The organism is Mesorhizobium sp. M0106, from assembly GCF_040322715.1.
Classification (GTDB): domain Bacteria; phylum Pseudomonadota; class Alphaproteobacteria; order Rhizobiales; family Rhizobiaceae; genus Mesorhizobium.
In genome coordinates this window covers 196613-213844 of record NZ_JAMYUA010000005.1, presented here as the reverse complement: position 1 = coordinate 213844, position 17232 = coordinate 196613, and the positions used below count along the sequence as shown (strand labels likewise).

Genomic DNA, 17232 nt, shown 5'->3' with positions numbered 1-17232 from the left:
AAAGATGGTGGCCAACGGCTTGGCACAAGATCAGACGTTCCTTTGCGCCATTTGCATGGCAAGGCGGCAAACACCTTGTTTCGCGCAACCCATGGGTTTATTTGAAGGGTAATGTTCGAGCCTGACTCCCACAGGCATGAAAGGGTATTCCATGAGCGGCATCAACGACTACATCGACAATGAAGTGAAGGGCAACGACGTCGTTCTCTTCATGAAGGGCACGCCCGGCTTCCCGCAATGCGGATTTTCCGGCCAGGTCGTGCAGATCCTCGACTATATCGGCGCCGACTATAAGGGCGTCGACGTGCTGACGTCGGCTGAACTGCGGCAAGGCATCAAGGACTATTCCAACTGGCCGACCATCCCGCAGCTCTACGTCAAGGGCGAGTTCGTCGGCGGCTGCGACATCATCCGCGAGATGTTCCAGGCGGGCGAATTGCAGACCTTCCTCGTCGAAAAGGGCGTCAGCGTCAAAGGCGCCGCCTGACTTCTGTTTCTGCGTATGGCCTTCCGCCTGCGATTTTCGGGGGTCATGCGCTAAACGCCGGGGCAGCCCCCACCTTGGCAAAAATTTCTGCCCGCTATCGGGCAATCAACGAATGGATGCGTCGGCCAGCCGGCGCATTTTCGTTTGAGGATCGGACTGGCCGTGGATCAGCAAGCACAAGCGCAGCAAAAGGCAAGCACCTTGCCCATTCCGCGCTGGGAATTCATTGCGCTGTGCGCGGCGCTGATGGCGCTCAATTCGCTGGCCATCGACATTATTTTGCCGGCGCTGCAGCAGATCGGCGCTTCGCTTGGCGTCGAAAATGAAAACCACCGGCAATATGTGGTCACCGCCTACATCCTTGGCTTTGGCGGCGGACAGCTGTTCTTCGGGCCGATCTCGGACCGTTTCGGGCGCCGCGCGCCGCTTGTCGCAGGGCTGGTGATCTACGTCGTGGCGGCCGGCGCTGCGGCAATCGCCCCGTCATTCACCACGCTTCTGCTATGCCGGGCGGTGCAAGGCATCGGCGCGGCGGCGACGCGCGTCATTGCCGTCTCGATCGTGCGCGATACGTTCGACGGACGGCGCATGGCCGAAGTCATGTCCTTGATCTTCATGGTGTTCATGGCCATTCCGGTGGTGGCGCCCGGTATCGGCCAGTTCATCATGCTGTTTGCGACCTGGCATGTGATCTTCGTCACCATGGCAGCCGGCGCGCTGATCGTGTCCGCCTGGTCGCTGCTGCGCCTGCCCGAGACACTACACCCCGAATATTGCCGGCCGCTGACGCTGTCCTCCATCATCGGCGGCTTCCGCATCGTTCTCACCAACCGCATCGCGCTCTGCTACGCCTTCGCCAGCACCTTCATCTTCGGCGCCATGTTCGGCTTCATCGCCTCGGCCCAGCAGATCTATGTCAGCGTGTTCAATGTCGGCGAGATGTTCCCCGTCATCTTCGCGGGGGTTGCCGGCGTACTTGCTTTTTCGAACTACCTCAACTCGCGCCTCGTCGGCCGCATCGGCATGCGCCGCCTGTCGCAAAGCGCGCTGCTGCTGTTTCTCGCCATCAGCCTTGCCTGGCTGGTCGTTTCCATCGAAATGAAGATGCCGCTATGGCTCTTCATTTCCTTCTTTGCCTGCGCCATGGTCCCGTTCGGCGCGCTTGGCGCGAACTTCAACGCGCTCGCCATGGAGCCACTGGGGCACCTGGCCGGCACTGCGTCGTCGATCCTCGGGTTCATGCAGACATTTCTTGGCGGCATTCTCGGCACGCTGATCGGCCAAGCCTTCAACGGCACGGTGACGCCGCTGGCCGCCGGGTTCTGCAGCGTGTCGGTAGCAGCGCTGCTGATGATCCTGCTGGCCGAGCGCGGCAGACTGTTCCAGCCGCATAACCCGCCGGTCTAATGCACATTGCGCGTGCGCCTAGGATGCACCCTCACTGACCGCGGTGAAGCGAGGGAACAGCGTACGTCCTGCGATTGCTCCACCCATACTGTCCGAAACGGGCAGTGGAAGAGCCTTGTCGAGCGCCTCGAGGACGGAAGCCACGAAGGCCCGGCTGAGCGGACCATCGTCCCCTAGATGGGAGTAAGTGGCGCGCGGCTTGCCGATAAGCGTGCCGTTTCGGCGAATTGAGAACTGCAGCGTCAGGGTCATGCCCGCGGTTCCGGGCGGCGGCTTCCAACAGGCGAAGATCGCGGAGAACATCTCGTCTATGGTGTCGACGGAGTCGGGACTGCCACATGCGCGTTCCCCAGCGCTTGCTTCATTGACACCGGCAACCAAGGCAAGGGCAAAGGCCATTGCAACAATTGCGGACCGAGGTTTCATTCGAGGTCTCCGGTTTCGCACAGGAGTGGACAACTTTGGCAGCGAAGAGCTATTCCGCCCAGAGCTCGCGGCGCAGCTCTCGCCAGCTCTCCCGGTCCGGCGCGACCAGCAGACCACCCCCGACATGCGACGGCAGATAGGCGCTGCCGTCGAAGCGCGCGGCATGGCCGCCGGCCTCCGCATGGATCAGCACGCCGGCCAGATGGTCCCAAGGCATCAGCTTGTTGTAGACGACGAAATGGCCGTGGCCGCTGGCCAGCAGGCGGTATTCGTGGGCGGCGCAGCGATAGTTGAACTGCGAAAGCGACTTGGTCTGGTTGCGCGCCAAACGTGAGCGGTCCGGCTCGGGCACATAGTGCCATGAGACCGCACCGGTCATTTCCGACATCGGCGCCGGTCTGGCGACATGGACCTTTTCCAGATTGCCATGGGCATGGCGGATATGGCTGCCGGCGCCACTAACGCCGATCAGCCAATCCTTGCCGACGGGATCGTGAATGATGCCGGCGACCGTCTCGCCCTTGATCACGACGCCAAGCATGACGCCGAACAGCGGCACGCCGGAGGCGAAGTTGAAGGTGCCGTCGACCGGGTCGATGACGAAGGCGAGTTCGGCATCGCCGAGACCGTCGAGCAGCGTCGGGTCGTCGGAGCAGGCCTCCTCGCCGACGATCATAGCGTGGGGATAACGCTGGCGCAGCCTGGCGGTGATGAGCCGTTCGGCATTGACGTCGGCCTCGGTGACGAGATCGGCGGCCGAGGTCTTGCGACGGACCTCGCCCTCGCTCAACCGGCGAAAGCGCGGCATGATCTCGGCGACGGCGGCTTCCGACAGAAGGTCGGCAAGCCAGTCGATCGCGCTATCGTCAAATGTCATTGGGACGCCTGGTGGTGAGGGTTTCGTTGAGGGCGGCGAAATCGAACAGCTTCCTGTCGAGCAGATGCGAACGCCGCACATTGGTCATGGCGCGGATCATCGTGTCCTTGCGGCCGGGCATGCGCTTCTCGATGTCGTCGAGCATCGCCTTCATGGCGTTGCGCTGCAGGCCTTCCTGGCTACCGCACAGATCACACGGAATGATCGGGAATTTCATGGCGCCGGCGAATTTCTCGAGATCGGCTTCCGCACAATAGGCGAGCGGCCGCAGCACCATGACATCGCCTTCGTCGTTGAGCAGCTTCGGCGGCATGGCGGCGAGGCGTCCGCCATGGAACAGGTTCATGAAAAAGGTTTCCAGTATGTCCTCGCGGTGATGACCGAGCACCAGCGCCGAGCAGCCCTCCTCGCGGGCAATGCGATAGAGATGGCCGCGCCGTAGCCGCGAGCACAGCGAGCAATAGGTGCTGCCCTCGGCCAGCTTGTCGGTGACCACCGAATAGGTGTCCTGATATTCGATGCGATGCGGAATGGCATGGCTGTCGAGATAATCGGGCAATATGTGCTTGGGAAAGTTCGGCTGGCCCTGGTCGAGATTGCAGGCCAACAGCTCGACCGGCAGCAGCCCGCGCCATTTGAGATCGAGCAGCACGGCAAGCAGGCCGTAGGAATCCTTGCCGCCCGACAGAGCGATCAGCCAACGGTCGCCGGGCCTCACCATGGCGAAATCGTCGATCGCCTGGCGGGCAAGCCGCAACAGCCGCTTGCGCAGCTTGTTGAACTCGACGGAGGACGGCACATCGGCAAACAGCGGATGAAAGCCGCCTTCGGTGTCGGCGACCGGTTCGAGTGTTTCGGCGTCTGGCAGCATATTCATGGCGCGTCCGCCCCAAGATCCTGTTGCCGCCCGCAGTAGCGCATCGGACCGAAAACCGAAATCGATTTCGGAATCACGCCGCGGAAAAGGAACGAAAAAAGAAAGGCCGCCTCGACGGGCGGCCTTCGATTGTATCGCGACGAACGCGCCGATCAGCGCGAATAGAACTCGACGACCAGGTTCGGTTCCATCTGCACGGCAAACGGAACGTCCGCCAGGCCGGGGATGCGCGTGAAGGCCGCGGTCATCTTGTTGTGATCGGCCTCGATATAATCGGGCACGTCGCGCTCGGCCAGGCCCACCGATTCCAGCACGATGACCAGCTGCTTCGACTTCTCGCGCACTTCGATGACATCGCCCGGCTTGCAGCGGTACGAGCCGATGTTGACGCGCTTGCCGTTGACGTTGACGTGGCCGTGATTGACGAACTGGCGCGCCGCAAAGATGGTCGGCACGAACTTGGCGCGGTAGACGACCGCGTCGAGGCGCGATTCGAGCAGGCCGATCAGGTTCTCCGAGGTGTCGCCCTTGCGGCGGTCCGCCTCTTCATAGACCTTGCGGAACTGCTTTTCCGACACGTCGCCATAGTGGCCCTTCAGCTTCTGCTTGGCGCGCAGCTGCAGGCCGAAATCGGAAAGCTTGCCCTTGCGGCGCTGGCCATGCTGGCCGGGGCCGTATTCACGCTTGTTGACCGGGGACTTCGGGCGGCCCCAGATGTTTTCGCCAAGACGGCGGTCGATCTTGTACTTCGCGGATTCGCGCTTGCTCATCGCATTCCCTTTCAAAACAACACACCCGGAACCTCATGGTCCGGGCGAAGGAAACGCGCCCTCCTCTGGCCTCCGTTTTCGAGACCTGACAGGGTTTTCCACGCAACGCGACGGAAAACCCACGGGACACGTCATTTCAAACAAGACATAGGGAAAGTAAACCGGCTTCCCAAACGTCTTGCACACATAAAGCAAACCACCGGGCATTGCGGCCCGGTGTTGGTGGGCTGGTTAAACGGAGATTTAACCGCTGTCAAGCTTCCGGCTGGCGCGAATCGCCGAACCGGATAGTGTTACGGTTGTAGAACGTGCCGGATGTGGCGGGAGGTTGCGCCAGCGGCATCAGGAAGGGACTGAAGTCAGAGGAGCTGGAATTCGCATGAAGAAGTTCTTCCTTACGTTGGTAGGAGCCGCGGTGATGGCCGGCACGATGGCGGTCGCGCCCGAGCCGGCGCAGGCCCGGCATTGGCATGGGCACAGGCATCACCAGGTCTGCCGCATCGTGGTCAAGAAGAAGGTGGTGTGGCGCCACGGTCATCGCAAGGTGATCCGCTACAAAGTGCGGCGCTGCGGGTGGGGCTGGAACTGGTAATTTTCGTCCTCGCCCGTTGAGACTTCATGGCCCGCGGCTCAGCCGCGGGCCTTTTATTGACCGGCATCCGCCGTCAGAATGGCCAGTCGATCAGTGTTTCGACTTCTTTTCCGGCAGGCCCTTGCGCTTGGTCTCGGCGAATTCCTCGAGCTGTTTTTCGCTCATGGATTTATACATTCCCTTCGACGCGCCTTTGAGCGCGCCCTTCTTGGTCTCGCCGCGCTTGGCTGACAATGCCGCGCCGGCCGCTTTCTGTTGGGCTTTTGAGGTGGCTGGCATGATGGTTTCTCCTGTTTCCAATGAGGGGAAAACGCATTGTCCGGTGTGATGTTCCCAAAGCGAAAATTGCCTGCGGTCAGGATATCGCCAGGCCAAATCCCTGCATCAGCCGGCGCGTCGGAAAATCGGCGCTGTTCGAGGTGAAGAATGCAAGGTCGGCGCCTTCCGGCAGTGCCTCTCTGCGATAGCGGGCCTCGGTATCGGCAAGCAGCGACAGCGCGCGGCGTGCGATCGCCTCGGCCGGGTCGAGCCAGTCGACCGGCCACGGTGCTGTCTTGCGCATGCGGTTGGCCAAAAACGGATAATGGGTGCAGGCAAGCACGACGATGTCGGTGCGCAGCCCGTCATGCTCGACGAAGCACGGCGCGATCTCGGCGCGCACGGCGTCCTCGTCGACAAAACCGTCGCGCATGTAGGCTTCGGCCAATCCAGCCAGCCTGTCGCTGCCGACCAGGCGGACGTGGCATTTCTGCGCCCATTTGCTGATCAGGTCGCGCGTGTACTGGCGCTTGACGGTGCCGGGCGTAGCCAGCACCGAAACCAGACCTGAGCGCGTGCGTTCCGCCGCCGGCTTGATGGCCGGCACAGTGCCGACGAAAGGGTGGCCGGGAAACCTCTCGCGCAACGCATCGATGACCAGCGTCGAGGCGGTGTTGCAGGCGATGACCGAAATGGCCGGCGAAAACCGTTCGAGCAGCCTGGCGAACAACTCCAGGATATGTGTTCTCAGCGCCGGCTCCTCCCAGCCGCCGAAGGGGAACGCCGCGTCGTCGGCGACATAGATGAAGCGGCGGTCAGGCATCAGCACGCGCGCCTCACGCAGCACGGTGAGGCCGCCAATGCCGGAATCGAACATCAGGATCGGACGGGCGCTCGATGGATCGGTCATTGTCATTGAGTCACTAAGGGCTGGGAATCACTAAGGGCTGGGAATCACAAACGAGATCACGGGGGAAGGCCCGGCCCATGCTTTCTGCTTCGGCCAATGATGCTTTATCCCGGCCGCTTCTATGTGGAACCATCATGGCCTTGATGCGGCGAGCCGGTCACACAAGGCCGCGCTTGCCGAAGCCGCCGGGCCGCGGCCGGCCGTTCGCCGGAGATGCAGGTTGAGATGCAGGGTGGTTCGACGGCACCGGCGCGGCCCGCGTGGCGTAGGCTGCAGCCAGGGCCGTCGCGCCGGTGGCTGACGCTGAATGGAGCGCGGCGGTGCCGCGCAGCGGCCCGGGCGGGTCGAAATCGTCGAAACTCAGGGATGACGCCATATCCGCAGAGCCACCGCCCGCCTGCTTGCCCGCCAAGATGACGGCCCACAGCCCGACAAGAGCTAATCCCAGCAGGTTAAGGCCGGAATGCGAATCTTCGCCGTCGAATTTTACGACAAGAACAGTGCCGGCCTGCAGGATCGCGAACAGCGTCGAGAACACGATATACGACCAAAGGATCCAACCCGACCCTTGCGCGTCGCGGCTTCGACGCCAGGCGAAATTCGCGCGGAACAGAACGATCACCAGCGAGGTAACGAGAACAGCCGCGGCCAGCCCTTCCCTGGAAGGACCGGGTTTCGAATTGGCCAAACCCTCGAAGCCGACGGTCCCCACGACGCACAGCACGAATGTCACGATTTCCGCAAAGACCAGTGCCCCTGAGTACAAGAAAAAGCGAAGACGGCCGATATTTGAATTGAACATCGAAAGAACCCATCGTTTTCCAGACAATGGATCACACCAAATAACATTCGGTTACTGGTGAGGTATGGGTCGTTCCGAGGCTAGTCTTTGTCTTTCGCCCTCGCAGCGCGTGCCGCGGCCGCCGGAAGCCGCCTTGGATCGTCGCCGGGCGATCCGTCGCCGCGCGGCATGGCCGGCGAGAACCTGTCCAGCGATGATATGATGCCGCGCAGCACCTTGAGCTCCGGCTCGGCAAAGCCGGGGCGGGTCAGCACTGCACGCAAATTGTCGACCATCTTCGGCTTCTTCGCTGCCGGGCGGAAATAGCCGCGCGCCTCCAGTGCACCTTCCAGATACGCCAACAGGCCGTGCAATTCTTCCTTGGCAGCCGGCGGCATTTCGGGGCCGGAGAAGTTGGTCCTGGTCTCGTCTTCAAGGCCGGACTTCATCCATTCATAGGACATCAGCAGGGCCGCCTGGGCGATGTTGAGCGAGGAGAAGGCTGGATCGACGGGGAAAGTGACGATCTCGTCGGCAAGGCCGACCTCGTCATTATAGAGGCCGAAGCGCTCGCGGCCGAACAGGATGCCGGTGCGCTGGCCGGCCCGCTGCCGCGCGCGCAGCGCCCTGCCCGCCTCGACCGGACCGCGCACCGGCTTGAAATTGTCGCGCGCGCGCGCCGTGGTGGCGAAGACGAAGTTCAGATCGGCAATCGCCGAGGCCAGGTCATCGAACACCGTGACGGCATCGATGACGTGGTCGGCGCGGCTTGCGGCGGCACGCGCCTTCTCGCTCGGCCAGCCGTCGCGCGGATTGACGAGCCGCAGCTCGGTAAGACCGAAATTGGCCATGGCGCGCGCAACCATGCCGATATTCTCGCCGAGCTGCGGCTCGACCAGGATGATCGCCGGTCCGGACGCTGGAGTTCCGGAGGCAAGAGGGGTGGCGGGATCCTGGGTAGCGGCCATGGCTGTCAGTGAACTGCTGTTTGCGGCATTTCGCAGTCCCCTGCCACATTTGGCGGCGAAAATGAAGCTTTCGCAAGGAATGCCGGCACTACGGCGCGGTTCGCCGTTTGCGCGGCCAAAAAGCCTTTGATATACGGGCCGCATCCCAGGGCCGGCAGCCGTGCGGGCAAGGCCGTTCCGTTCCCCAAAAGCGAGGCATTCTTTCCATGGCGAAGATCAAGGTGGCGAACCCGGTCGTCGAACTCGACGGCGACGAGATGACCCGCATCATCTGGCAGTTCATCAAGGACAAGCTGATCCACCCTTATCTCGACCTCAAGCTCGAATATTACGACCTCGGCATCGAGCACCGCGACGCCACCAACGACCAGGTGACCATCGATTCGGCCAATGCCATCAAGAAATACGGCGTCGGCGTGAAATGCGCGACGATCACGCCCGACGAGCAGCGCGTCGAGGAATTCAAGCTGAAGAAGATGTGGAAGTCGCCGAACGGCACCATCCGCAACATCCTCGGCGGCACCATCTTTCGCGAGCCGATCATCATGAAGAACGTGCCGCGGCTGGTGCCCGGCTGGACCAAGCCGATCATCGTCGGCCGCCACGCCTTCGGCGACCAGTACCGCGCCACCGACTTCCGCTTCCCCGGCAAGGGCAAGCTGACGATCAAATTCGTCGGCGAGGACGGCCAGGTGATCGAGCACGACGTCTTCGACGCACCCGGCGCCGGCGTCGCCATGGCCATGTACAATCTCGACGAATCGATCCGCGAATTCGCCCGCGCCTCCCTGAACTACGGCCTGCTGCGCAATTACCCCGTCTACCTCTCGACCAAGAACACCATCCTCAAAGCCTATGACGGCCGCTTCAAGGACATCTTCCAGGAGGTCTACGAGGCGGAGTTCGAAACAGAATTCAAAGCGAAGAAGCTCTGGTACGAGCACCGGCTGATCGACGACATGGTGGCCTCCAGCCTGAAATGGTCGGGTGGCTATGTCTGGGCCTGCAAGAATTATGACGGCGACGTGCAGTCCGACACGGTGGCGCAAGGCTTCGGCTCGCTCGGCCTGATGACCTCGGTGCTGATGACGCCGGACGGCAAGACCGTCGAGGCGGAAGCTGCGCACGGCACCGTCACCCGCCACTATCGCCAGCACCAGAAGGGCGAGGAGACCTCGACCAATTCGATCGCCTCGATCTTTGCCTGGACGCGCGGCCTCGCGCACCGCGCCAAGCTCGACGACAATGCCGAACTGAGGCGCTTTGCCGAGACGCTGGAAAGGGTCTGCATCCAGACGGTCGAGTCCGGCTTCATGACCAAGGACCTGTCGCTGCTGATCGGCCCCGACCAGCCATGGCTTTCGACCACCGGCTTCCTCGACAAGATCGACGAGAATTTGCAGAAAGCGATGGCCTGAGCCCAACCGGCATGGGCAAGCCGGTCGTCTACGGCGCGGACTACAGCGTCTATGTGCGCATCGTGCGGCTGGTGCTGGAGGAAAAGGGCGTCGGCTACGAGCTCGTGCCCGTCGACATCTTTGCCGCGGACGGCATTCCCGGCTGGTATTTCGAGCACCAGCCGTTCGGCCGCATCCCGGCCTTCGAGCATGACGGCTTTCGCCTCTACGAGACCGGCGCGATTGCCCGTTATGTCGACGAAGGCTTTGGCGGCCCGGCGCTGCAGCCGGTCGAAGCCCGGCCTCGAGCACGCATGAACCAGATCACCGGCCTGCTCGACGCCTACGCCTACAGGACCATGGTCTGGGATGTCGCTGTCGAGCGGCTGGAAAAAACGCCGCCCGACGAAGCCGTGATCGCCAACGGGTTGCGGCAGGCGAGAACGGCATTGCAGGCGCTCTCTTCGCTGAAAGCCGAAGGGCCTTGGCTGTTGGGGACGGACCTGACGCTGGCCGACCTGCACGCCGCACCGATCATCGGCTATTTCGTCAAGGTCGCCGAGGGACAAGCCCTGCTGGCCGAGTTTGCCGAGATTCGGGATTGGTATGCGCGCATCACTCAACGCGCGAGTTTTGCGAAAACCGAAAAGGCAGGGTGAAACCGCCGCGAGGCGCGGCAACTTCGCACGACCTGGGTTCCTCGCCCCGCTTGCGGGGAGAGGTGGCTCGGCGAAGCCGAGACGGAGAGGGGAAATCGGCGCATTCCTAAAGCGCCTTTTGATTGCGCAGGCCCCCTCTCCGGCCGCTTCGCGGCCACCTCTCCCCCGCTTCGTGGGGGCGAGGAACCCGAGCCAAGCCGCTCAATCGGGAAGGTAGATCTCCGCCTTCATAAAGGTCTTCGCACGGCCTGTGATCAGCACGCGATCTCCGGCCAGTTTGCATAGCAAATGCCCGCCGCGCTGCGAGCATTGGAATGCCGACAGATGCGTCTTGCCGAGTTTTTCAGACCAATAAGGCACCAGCGTCGCATGAATGGAGCCGGTTACCGGATCCTCGGGAATGCCCGCCCCGGGCACAAAGTAACGGGAGACGAAATCGTGGGCTCGCCCAGGCGCGGTAATAACCAGGCCGAGAGGATGAAAACGTCCGATCCTGAGCAGATCGGGAACGAAAGATCGCACGGTTGTCTCGTCGGCAAGCTCGACAAACAGGTTCTCGAAATTGCGGAAGCTCGCAACCGGCGGCTGAGGCAATATCGCTTGCAGCGCCGAGTTCAGCTCTTCCTCGACGGGCTGCGGCGGAAAACAAGGCAGATCGAGCTGATAGCCCCCTTCCCACCGGGAAACCCGCAGCTCGCCGACCCGGGTGGCGAAGGACATTTCGCCCTGACCATTGTATTCCGTAGCCAGCACATGGGCTGCCGCAAGAGTGGCGTGGCCGCAGAAGTCGACTTCATGGACCGGCGTGAACCAGCGCAAATCCCAACCTTTGCCATTCGGCCGCACAAACGCGGTTTCAGCAAGATTGTTTTCGTTGGCGATGGCCTGCATTACCTGCTCCGACAGCCATTCCTCTAAAAGGAGAACGGCGGCAGGGTTACCCTGGAAGGCCCGTTCGGCAAAGGCATCGACCTGATACATCGTCAGCGTCGGCATATCGGCCCTCAAAGATATTCGCTGGGCGGCGCGCCATTTCGGCCGTGCCGCCCCCGGTGCAGGTTTAGGCCGCTTCGAGAGCCGCTTTCACCGCAGCGATCGCGTCTTCGGCCTTCGAGGCGTCCGGGCCGCCGGCCTGAGCCATATCGGGTCGCCCGCCGCCCCCCTGCCCGCCCAATGCCGCGGACGCGACGCGCACCAGATCGATGGCGTTGAAGCGGCCGGTCAGATCATCGGTGACGGCGACGACGACGCTCGCCTTGTTGTCCTCGCCGGCGCCGACAAAGATGACGATGCCGGAGCCGAGCGACTTCTTGCCGGCATCGGCCAACGGCTTAAGATCCTTTGGCGAGACGCCCGATACCGCCTTGCCGAGAAAACCGACACCGGCAATGGTTTCGTTTTCCGCAGGCACACCGGCTGGCGAGCGATCGCCCAGCGCCAGCTTCTTGCGCGCCTCGATCAGCTCCTTTTCGAGCTTCTTGCGTTCGTCGAGCAGCGCCTCGACGCGGGCCGGCACATCGGCCGGCGAAATCTTCAACGCGGCGGCGGCCGCCTTCAACCGCTTGTCCTGTTCGTCGAGATGCTTTCTGGCCGCCCCGCCGGTCAACGCCTCGATGCGGCGCACGCCGGCGGCGACCGCGCTGTCGGACACGATGCGCACCAGGCCGATATCGCCGGTCGCCCTGACATGCGTGCCGCCGCATAGCTCGACCGAATAGGGCCGGTTGGCCTTGGCGCCATGCAAGCCCGTGCCCATCGAAACGACGCGCACTTCATCGCCATATTTCTCGCCAAACAGCGCCATGGCGCCTTCGGCAATGGCGTCGTCGACAGACATCAGCCGCGTGGTTACAGGGCCGTTCTGAACGACGATCTCGTTTGCCATGCGCTCGACCTCTTCGAGCTCGTCAGGCGAGATCGGCTTGTTGTGCGAAATGTCGAAGCGCAGACGCTCGGGCGCGACCAGCGAGCCCTTCTGCGCCACATGGGTACCCAGCACCTCGCGCAGCGCCTCATGGATCAGATGCGTGGCGGAATGGTTCGCGCGCAGCCTGGAGCGCCGCGCGTGGTCCACCTTCAGCTCGACGGTCGCGCCCGTCTTGACCGTGCCGTTAGCCACCTTGCCGAGATGGACGAAAAGCCCATCGGCCTTCTTCTGGGTATCGGATATTTCGATCGAGAACCCGTCGCCCGAAATGACGCCGGTGTCGCCCATCTGGCCACCGGACTCGCCATAGAACGGCGTCTGGTTGACAACCACGGCAACGGCGTCGCCCTTGCCGGCGCTGTCGACGGTCTTGCCGTCCCTGACCAGCGCCTGGATGAGGCCTTCCGCCTGCTCGGTCTCATAGCCGAGGAACTCGGTGGCGCCGGCGTTCTCGCGCACCGGAAACCATACCGTCTCGGTCGCCACGTCGCCGGAGCCGGCCCAGCTTTTGCGCGCCTCCGCCTTCTGCCGCTCCATCGCCTCGGTGAAGCCGGCAAGGTTGACCGAGATGTTGCGCTGGCGCAGCGCGTCCTGCGTCAGATCGAGCGGAAAGCCATAGGTGTCGTAGAGCTTGAACGCTGTCTCGCCATCCAGCATGTCGCCGGAGGCCAGCTTTTCCGTCGCCTCCGAAAGCAAGCCCAAGCCGCGCACCAGCGTCTTGCGGAAGCGCGTCTCTTCCAGCTTCAGCGTTTCGGTGATCATCTGTTCGCCGCGCACCAGTTCCGGGTAGGCTTGGCCCATCTCGCGGACCAGCGCCGGCACCAGGCGCCACATCAGCGGATCGCGGGCGCCGAGCAACTGCGCGTGGCGCATGGCGCGGCGCATGATGCGACGAAGCACGTAGCCGCGCCCTTCGTTGGACGGCAGCACGCCGTCGGCGACCAGGAAGCAGGACGAACGCAGGTGATCGGCGATGACGCGCAACGATGCGACGGCGTCCGCATCCGGACCGCGGCCGAGCGCCGACGATGCGGCGTCGATGAGGTGGCGGAACAGGTCGGTTTCGAAGACGCTTTCAACGCCTTGCAGGATGGAGGCCATGCGCTCGAGGCCCATGCCCGTGTCGATCGACGGACGCGGCAGGTCGATGCGCTCGTCTTTCGTCACCTGTTCATACTGCATGAACACCAGGTTCCAGAATTCGAGGAAACGGTCGCCATCCTCCTCGGGGCTGCCGGGAGGGCCGCCCCAGATATGCTCGCCGCGGTCGATGAATATCTCCGAACACGGCCCGCAAGGTCCAGTGTCGCCCATTGCCCAGAAATTGTCCGAAGTCGGGATGCGGATGATGCGATCGTCCGAAAGGCCGGCGATCTTCTTCCAGTACGAAGCCGCCTCGTCGTCGGTGTGGTAGACGGTGACCAGCAGCTTGTCCTTCTTCAGCCCGAACTCCCTGGTGATCAGGTTCCAGGCAAGCTCTATGGCCCGCTCCTTGAAATAGTCGCCGAAGGAGAAATTGCCGAGCATCTCGAAGAAGGTCAGGTGGCGCGCGGTGTAGCCGACATTGTCGAGGTCGTTGTGCTTGCCGCCGGCACGAACACTCTTCTGGGCAGTCGTGGCGCGCGAATACGGCCGCTTCTCCAGACCGGTGAAAACGTTCTTGAACTGCACCATGCCGGCATTGGTGAACATCAGCGTCGGGTCGTTGCGCGGCACCAGCGGGCTTGACGCGACGACCTCGTGACCTTCCTTGCGAAAATAGTCGAGAAATGCCGACCGGATCTCGTTGACGCCACTCATGAATACTGCCTTTTCGAGAGAACCGCCGGCTGCCGGCGGAAAATAGACATGGCCTTTTAGCGGTCGCACCGCAGCCTGTCCAGAAACACCAAATGGGCTCAAATCCCGGCTTTCACCAGCGCCTTGAAATGCGTCTGCCTCGCCGTCAAACGCGAACCGCCGGCCCTGGGCCGGCGGTTCGAAACGCATCGATTACGCAAACTCAAAATCAAAACATCAAATCGAAATCTGGCTGAGGCTCAGCGAGGCGTCGCTTGCCCTACATCACCCCAGCGTCGTCCTCGAAACCGTCGCTGCTTTCGGAGCCGCCGTTCTCAAGGAATTTCTCAGCGATCAGCCCGGCATTCTGCCGTAGCGCCAGCTCGATCTCGCGCGCCGTGTCGGGATTGTCGCGCAGGAACAGTTTTGCGTTTTCGCGGCCCTGGCCAAGACGCTGCGAATTGTAGGAGAACCAGGCGCCCGACTTTTCGACCACGCCCGCCTTGACGCCGAGATCGACCAGCTCGCCGGTCTTGGAGACGCCCTCGCCATACATGATGTCGAACTCGACCACCTTGAAGGGCGGCGCCAGCTTGTTCTTGACGACCTTGACGCGGGTCTGGTTGCCGACGACCTCGTCGCGATCCTTGACCGAGCCGATGCGGCGGATGTCGAGGCGGACCGAGGCATAGAATTTCAACGCATTGCCGCCGGTCGTCGTCTCGGGCGAACCGAACATGACGCCGATCTTCATGCGGATCTGGTTGATGAAGATGACCATGGTGTTGGAGCGCGAGATCGAGGCGGTGAGCTTGCGCAGTGCCTGACTCATCAGGCGGGCCTGCAGGCCGGGCAGCGAATCGCCCATCTCGCCTTCGATTTCCGCCCGCGGCGTCAACGCCGCCACCGAATCGACCACCAGCACGTCGATGGCGCCGGAGCGCACCAGCGTGTCGCAGATCTCCAGCGCCTGCTCGCCGGTATCGGGCTGCGAGATCAGCAGGTTTTCGAGATCGACGCCGAGCTTGCGGGCATAGACCGGGTCGAGCGCGTGCTCGGCATCGACGAAGGCGCAGATGCCGCCCTTCTTCTGGGCTTCGGCCACCGTGTGCAGCGCCAGCGTCGTCTTGCCCGAGCTTTCCGGCCCGTAGATCTCGACGATGCGGCCGCGCGGCAGGCCGCCGACGCCAAGCGCGATGTCCAGCCCAAGCGAGCCGGTCGGCACCGTTTCGATCTCGACGACCTGCTCGTTCGCGCCGAGCCGCATGATCGAGCCCTTGCCGAAGGCACGCTCGATTTGCGACAGCGCCGCATCCAGAGCCTTTGATTTGTCCACCGCTTTGTCCTCTACAAGCCGCAAAGAATTCTGAGCCATGATACATCACCCCGTGGTCGTCAATGGAGGCCGGACAATCCCGCAATCCTTAAAAGAATGTACCTCATTTGTTCTCATTTGTCAATGAGTACCAAGGGCTTGAAAAATAACGCATATCTCTATTTGTTCTATTTTTGTTTCGGAATTTTGGCTTCGGGATGTTATCTCTGTCAAAAAAGGTAAACTCCCGACTGTCTGCCCATTCCGGGGGGCGACTCGCTAGTAGCGAAGACGCCTGCTTCGAACGCCTCATGACAACCCGGTGCAGTGATCGTCACGAATGCGCCAAGTGCCATCGCGTGAAGGCTTGCCGCTCCATGAGTGCGACTTCTGCAGCGCGCAGGTCTACCCGACCGCAGGCACGCCATTCCAAGCCACGCATGTCACTGCGCGACTGGTGTCACCTTCATGTTCCGCTTTCCGCGAAGGAAATCCAGCGCACCATCCGCGTGACCAGTAGGGGCGAGCTTGGTTGCGATCGCCTTTAGGGGGCCGTCGAACAGGCGTTAGGCATTTCGGTCATTGTTGCTCCTGTCCGTATTCTAGGGGATAACTGCCGCAGTGAAATTTGGCGGCGATACTGTCATGTCTGGCGGCGACGATCGATATGACTTCATAACGTTCGGCTGGATTGCGACCATAATTGGATTGCTCCTATTTGGGTCGCTACTCGACTCTCAAAAGTCCGTTGAAAATCAAAGCTCCTACTACGCCAGAAAATGCGCCGCACGATATAGCGATAGCCCCTTTTCGACCACCTATGTCCATCCCAGTTCGAGCAATCAAAAAACTGAGAAAGCAAACGACTCCAGCGAAACCAATACGGATTGGTGTGACCTCGCAGCCCAACAGAGCGTTGCTGAAGACACCACAAGTATGTACCGGATTAGCCTGTCTGGGTTGATTGCGAGCGGTGTCGGCATTTTCTTAATTTGGCGTACTCTCAAAGCTAATCAGTTTGCTACCGAAGCCGCTATTCAAGCTGCCAACACGGCTACCGCTGCTGCCAATGCTGCCATTGCCGCTGAGCGGCCCTATGTATTCCTTTGGATGACCAAACGAGACCCTTTTGATGGCAAAAAACTTCTCGGGATCAACTTCAAGAATTTCGGCAGAACGCCAGGCTTTGTGACGCGCATTCAGTATGATGTGGGACTTTTCGCCGTGCCGCCCGACCCCGAGACCGCCGGAAAACAGGGGACTGACAGGATTCTGCACAAAGGGGCGATTGCGGCCTATGACGTCGATTTCCCAAACAACTGGCATGTCCCGCTGACAGTCACCGCCGACATGATGGAGGGGGAACGACGGAAAGAAGGTGAGATATATCTTTATGGGATCATCTATTACGAGGACCCGTTCGGAACTCCCCACAAGAGTTGGTTTTGCCGCGTATACAAGAGCTACGAGTTCGTTCCCGCTCACCTGAAAGACGAACATTTAAACGGCTTCGATTAGAACCACCGCCACCGCCAAAAGGATCGGTTTCATGATGCCATCACATGGACGGGGCAAGGCGCTGTGGGGCGATTCTGGTATTCTTTGCGTTGAGGTGCTAGCCACCTACATAATTGCGCAGAAAGCCCCATGGAGTGGCGCTGAAGCACAATATGGCTGCGCTGCTTGTTACCATCTGGCTGAGCATTCGAGTTACCACTGCTGCCGTTGCTGTAGCTGAAGCAGCCCGCGATGCCATTGGTGTAGAACGCGTGGCTCACGCAACAGCACGCATTTAGCACACC

The 17232-nt window shown here is 61.7% G+C and carries 17 protein-coding genes; 6 read left to right on the top strand and 11 right to left on the bottom strand.

The window, feature by feature from the left end; all coding sequences use genetic code 11:
- Nucleotides 1-151: 151 nt before the first annotated feature.
- Nucleotides 152-487, top strand: coding sequence for a Grx4 family monothiol glutaredoxin (gene grxD / locus NKJ55_RS07880; RefSeq protein WP_023674712.1), 336 nt, complete (start codon nt 152-154; stop codon nt 485-487).
- A gap of 207 nt (nt 488-694) precedes the next feature.
- On the top strand, nt 695-1894 hold the full coding sequence (locus NKJ55_RS07875) for a multidrug effflux MFS transporter (protein WP_502904466.1): 1200 nt from the start codon (nt 695-697) through the stop codon (nt 1892-1894).
- A gap of 18 nt (nt 1895-1912) precedes the next feature.
- On the opposite strand, the gene NKJ55_RS07870 is transcribed toward NKJ55_RS07875, so the two are convergent.
- The 4 genes from NKJ55_RS07870 to rpsD form a co-directional block, all read right to left on the bottom strand.
- A complete protein-coding gene (locus NKJ55_RS07870) occupies nt 1913-2320 on the bottom strand; it encodes a UCP034077 family protein (protein ID WP_352449393.1) in 408 nt (135 codons plus the stop codon).
- A gap of 49 nt (nt 2321-2369) precedes the next feature.
- Nucleotides 2370-3197 (bottom strand): inositol monophosphatase family protein, encoded by an 828-nt coding sequence (locus tag NKJ55_RS07865; RefSeq protein ID WP_352449392.1) that lies wholly within the window; start codon nt 3195-3197, stop codon nt 2370-2372.
- Nucleotides 3187-4074, bottom strand: coding sequence for a tRNA 2-thiocytidine(32) synthetase TtcA (gene ttcA / locus NKJ55_RS07860; protein ID WP_352449391.1), 888 nt, complete (start codon nt 4072-4074; stop codon nt 3187-3189). Before ttcA ends, NKJ55_RS07865 begins: the two co-directional genes overlap by 11 nt.
- Nucleotides 4075-4226: 152 nt before the next feature.
- On the bottom strand, nt 4227-4844 hold the full coding sequence (gene rpsD / locus NKJ55_RS07855; protein ID WP_023717376.1) for a 30S ribosomal protein S4: 618 nt from the start codon (nt 4842-4844) through the stop codon (nt 4227-4229).
- A 379-nt stretch (nt 4845-5223) separates the two neighbouring features.
- Here rpsD and NKJ55_RS07850 point away from each other — a divergent pair, with 379 nt between their 5' ends.
- Nucleotides 5224-5436, top strand: coding sequence for a hypothetical protein (locus NKJ55_RS07850; protein WP_023674706.1), 213 nt, complete (start codon nt 5224-5226; stop codon nt 5434-5436).
- A gap of 90 nt (nt 5437-5526) precedes the next feature.
- On the opposite strand, the gene NKJ55_RS07845 is transcribed toward NKJ55_RS07850, so the two are convergent.
- The 4 genes from NKJ55_RS07845 to NKJ55_RS07830 form a co-directional block, all read right to left on the bottom strand.
- Nucleotides 5527-5715, bottom strand: a complete 189-nt coding sequence (locus NKJ55_RS07845) for a DUF3008 family protein (protein WP_023674705.1) — start codon at nt 5713-5715, stop codon at nt 5527-5529.
- 76 nt (nt 5716-5791) lie between these two features.
- Nucleotides 5792-6604 (bottom strand): glutamate racemase, encoded by an 813-nt coding sequence (gene murI, locus NKJ55_RS07840; RefSeq protein WP_352449390.1) that lies wholly within the window; start codon nt 6602-6604, stop codon nt 5792-5794.
- 157 nt (nt 6605-6761) lie between these two features.
- Nucleotides 6762-7406 carry a DUF805 domain-containing protein gene (locus NKJ55_RS07835; protein ID WP_502896446.1) on the bottom strand — a complete coding sequence of 215 codons (645 nt, stop codon included), beginning with the start codon at nt 7404-7406 and terminating at the stop codon, nt 6762-6764.
- Between the two features lie 80 nt (nt 7407-7486).
- A complete protein-coding gene (locus NKJ55_RS07830; RefSeq protein WP_352449388.1) occupies nt 7487-8353 on the bottom strand; it encodes an RNA methyltransferase in 867 nt (288 codons plus the stop codon).
- A 206-nt stretch (nt 8354-8559) separates the two neighbouring features.
- On the opposite strand from NKJ55_RS07830, the gene NKJ55_RS07825 reads away from it, so the two are divergent.
- Nucleotides 8560-9771 (top strand): NADP-dependent isocitrate dehydrogenase, encoded by a 1212-nt coding sequence (locus tag NKJ55_RS07825; protein WP_352449387.1) that lies wholly within the window; start codon nt 8560-8562, stop codon nt 9769-9771.
- An 11-nt stretch (nt 9772-9782) separates the two neighbouring features.
- Nucleotides 9783-10409 (top strand): glutathione S-transferase family protein, encoded by a 627-nt coding sequence (locus NKJ55_RS07820; RefSeq protein ID WP_352449386.1) that lies wholly within the window; start codon nt 9783-9785, stop codon nt 10407-10409.
- A 201-nt stretch (nt 10410-10610) separates the two neighbouring features.
- Here NKJ55_RS07820 and NKJ55_RS07815 read toward each other — a convergent pair whose 3' ends face one another.
- The 3 genes from NKJ55_RS07815 to recA form a co-directional block, all read right to left on the bottom strand.
- Nucleotides 10611-11405: a PhzF family phenazine biosynthesis protein gene (locus NKJ55_RS07815; protein ID WP_352449385.1), complete on the bottom strand. Its 795-nt coding sequence runs from the start codon at nt 11403-11405 to the stop codon at nt 10611-10613.
- Between the two features lie 64 nt (nt 11406-11469).
- Nucleotides 11470-14136, bottom strand: coding sequence for an alanine--tRNA ligase (gene alaS, locus NKJ55_RS07810; protein ID WP_352449384.1), 2667 nt, complete (start codon nt 14134-14136; stop codon nt 11470-11472).
- A 259-nt stretch (nt 14137-14395) separates the two neighbouring features.
- Nucleotides 14396-15490 (bottom strand): recombinase RecA, encoded by a 1095-nt coding sequence (recA, locus tag NKJ55_RS07805; RefSeq protein WP_352449383.1) that lies wholly within the window; start codon nt 15488-15490, stop codon nt 14396-14398.
- 561 nt (nt 15491-16051) lie between these two features.
- On the opposite strand from recA, the gene NKJ55_RS07800 reads away from it, so the two are divergent.
- Nucleotides 16052-16948, top strand: a complete 897-nt coding sequence (locus tag NKJ55_RS07800; protein ID WP_352449382.1) for a hypothetical protein — start codon at nt 16052-16054, stop codon at nt 16946-16948.
- Nucleotides 16949-17232 lie beyond the last annotated feature (284 nt).

Coding starts and splice junctions, on each gene's coding strand:
- NKJ55_RS07830 (WP_352449388.1), bottom strand. CDS start 8,353: ATGGCCGCTACCCAGGATCCCGCCACCCCTCTTGCCTCCGGAACTCCA.
- NKJ55_RS07820 (WP_352449386.1), top strand. CDS start 9,783: ATGGGCAAGCCGGTCGTCTACGGCGCGGACTACAGCGTCTATGTGCGC.
- grxD (WP_023674712.1), top strand. CDS start 152: ATGAGCGGCATCAACGACTACATCGACAATGAAGTGAAGGGCAACGAC.
- murI (WP_352449390.1), bottom strand. CDS start 6,604: ATGACCGATCCATCGAGCGCCCGTCCGATCCTGATGTTCGATTCCGGC.
- ttcA (WP_352449391.1), bottom strand. CDS start 4,074: ATGAATATGCTGCCAGACGCCGAAACACTCGAACCGGTCGCCGACACC.
- rpsD (WP_023717376.1), bottom strand. CDS start 4,844: ATGAGCAAGCGCGAATCCGCGAAGTACAAGATCGACCGCCGTCTTGGC.
- recA (WP_352449383.1), bottom strand. CDS start 15,490: ATGGCTCAGAATTCTTTGCGGCTTGTAGAGGACAAAGCGGTGGACAAA.
- NKJ55_RS07815 (WP_352449385.1), bottom strand. CDS start 11,405: ATGCCGACGCTGACGATGTATCAGGTCGATGCCTTTGCCGAACGGGCC.
- NKJ55_RS07825 (WP_352449387.1), top strand. CDS start 8,560: ATGGCGAAGATCAAGGTGGCGAACCCGGTCGTCGAACTCGACGGCGAC.
- NKJ55_RS07835 (WP_502896446.1), bottom strand. CDS start 7,406: ATGTTCAATTCAAATATCGGCCGTCTTCGCTTTTTCTTGTACTCAGGG.
- NKJ55_RS07850 (WP_023674706.1), top strand. CDS start 5,224: ATGAAGAAGTTCTTCCTTACGTTGGTAGGAGCCGCGGTGATGGCCGGC.
- NKJ55_RS07865 (WP_352449392.1), bottom strand. CDS start 3,197: ATGACATTTGACGATAGCGCGATCGACTGGCTTGCCGACCTTCTGTCG.
- NKJ55_RS07845 (WP_023674705.1), bottom strand. CDS start 5,715: ATGCCAGCCACCTCAAAAGCCCAACAGAAAGCGGCCGGCGCGGCATTG.
- NKJ55_RS07870 (WP_352449393.1), bottom strand. CDS start 2,320: ATGAAACCTCGGTCCGCAATTGTTGCAATGGCCTTTGCCCTTGCCTTG.
- alaS (WP_352449384.1), bottom strand. CDS start 14,136: ATGAGTGGCGTCAACGAGATCCGGTCGGCATTTCTCGACTATTTTCGC.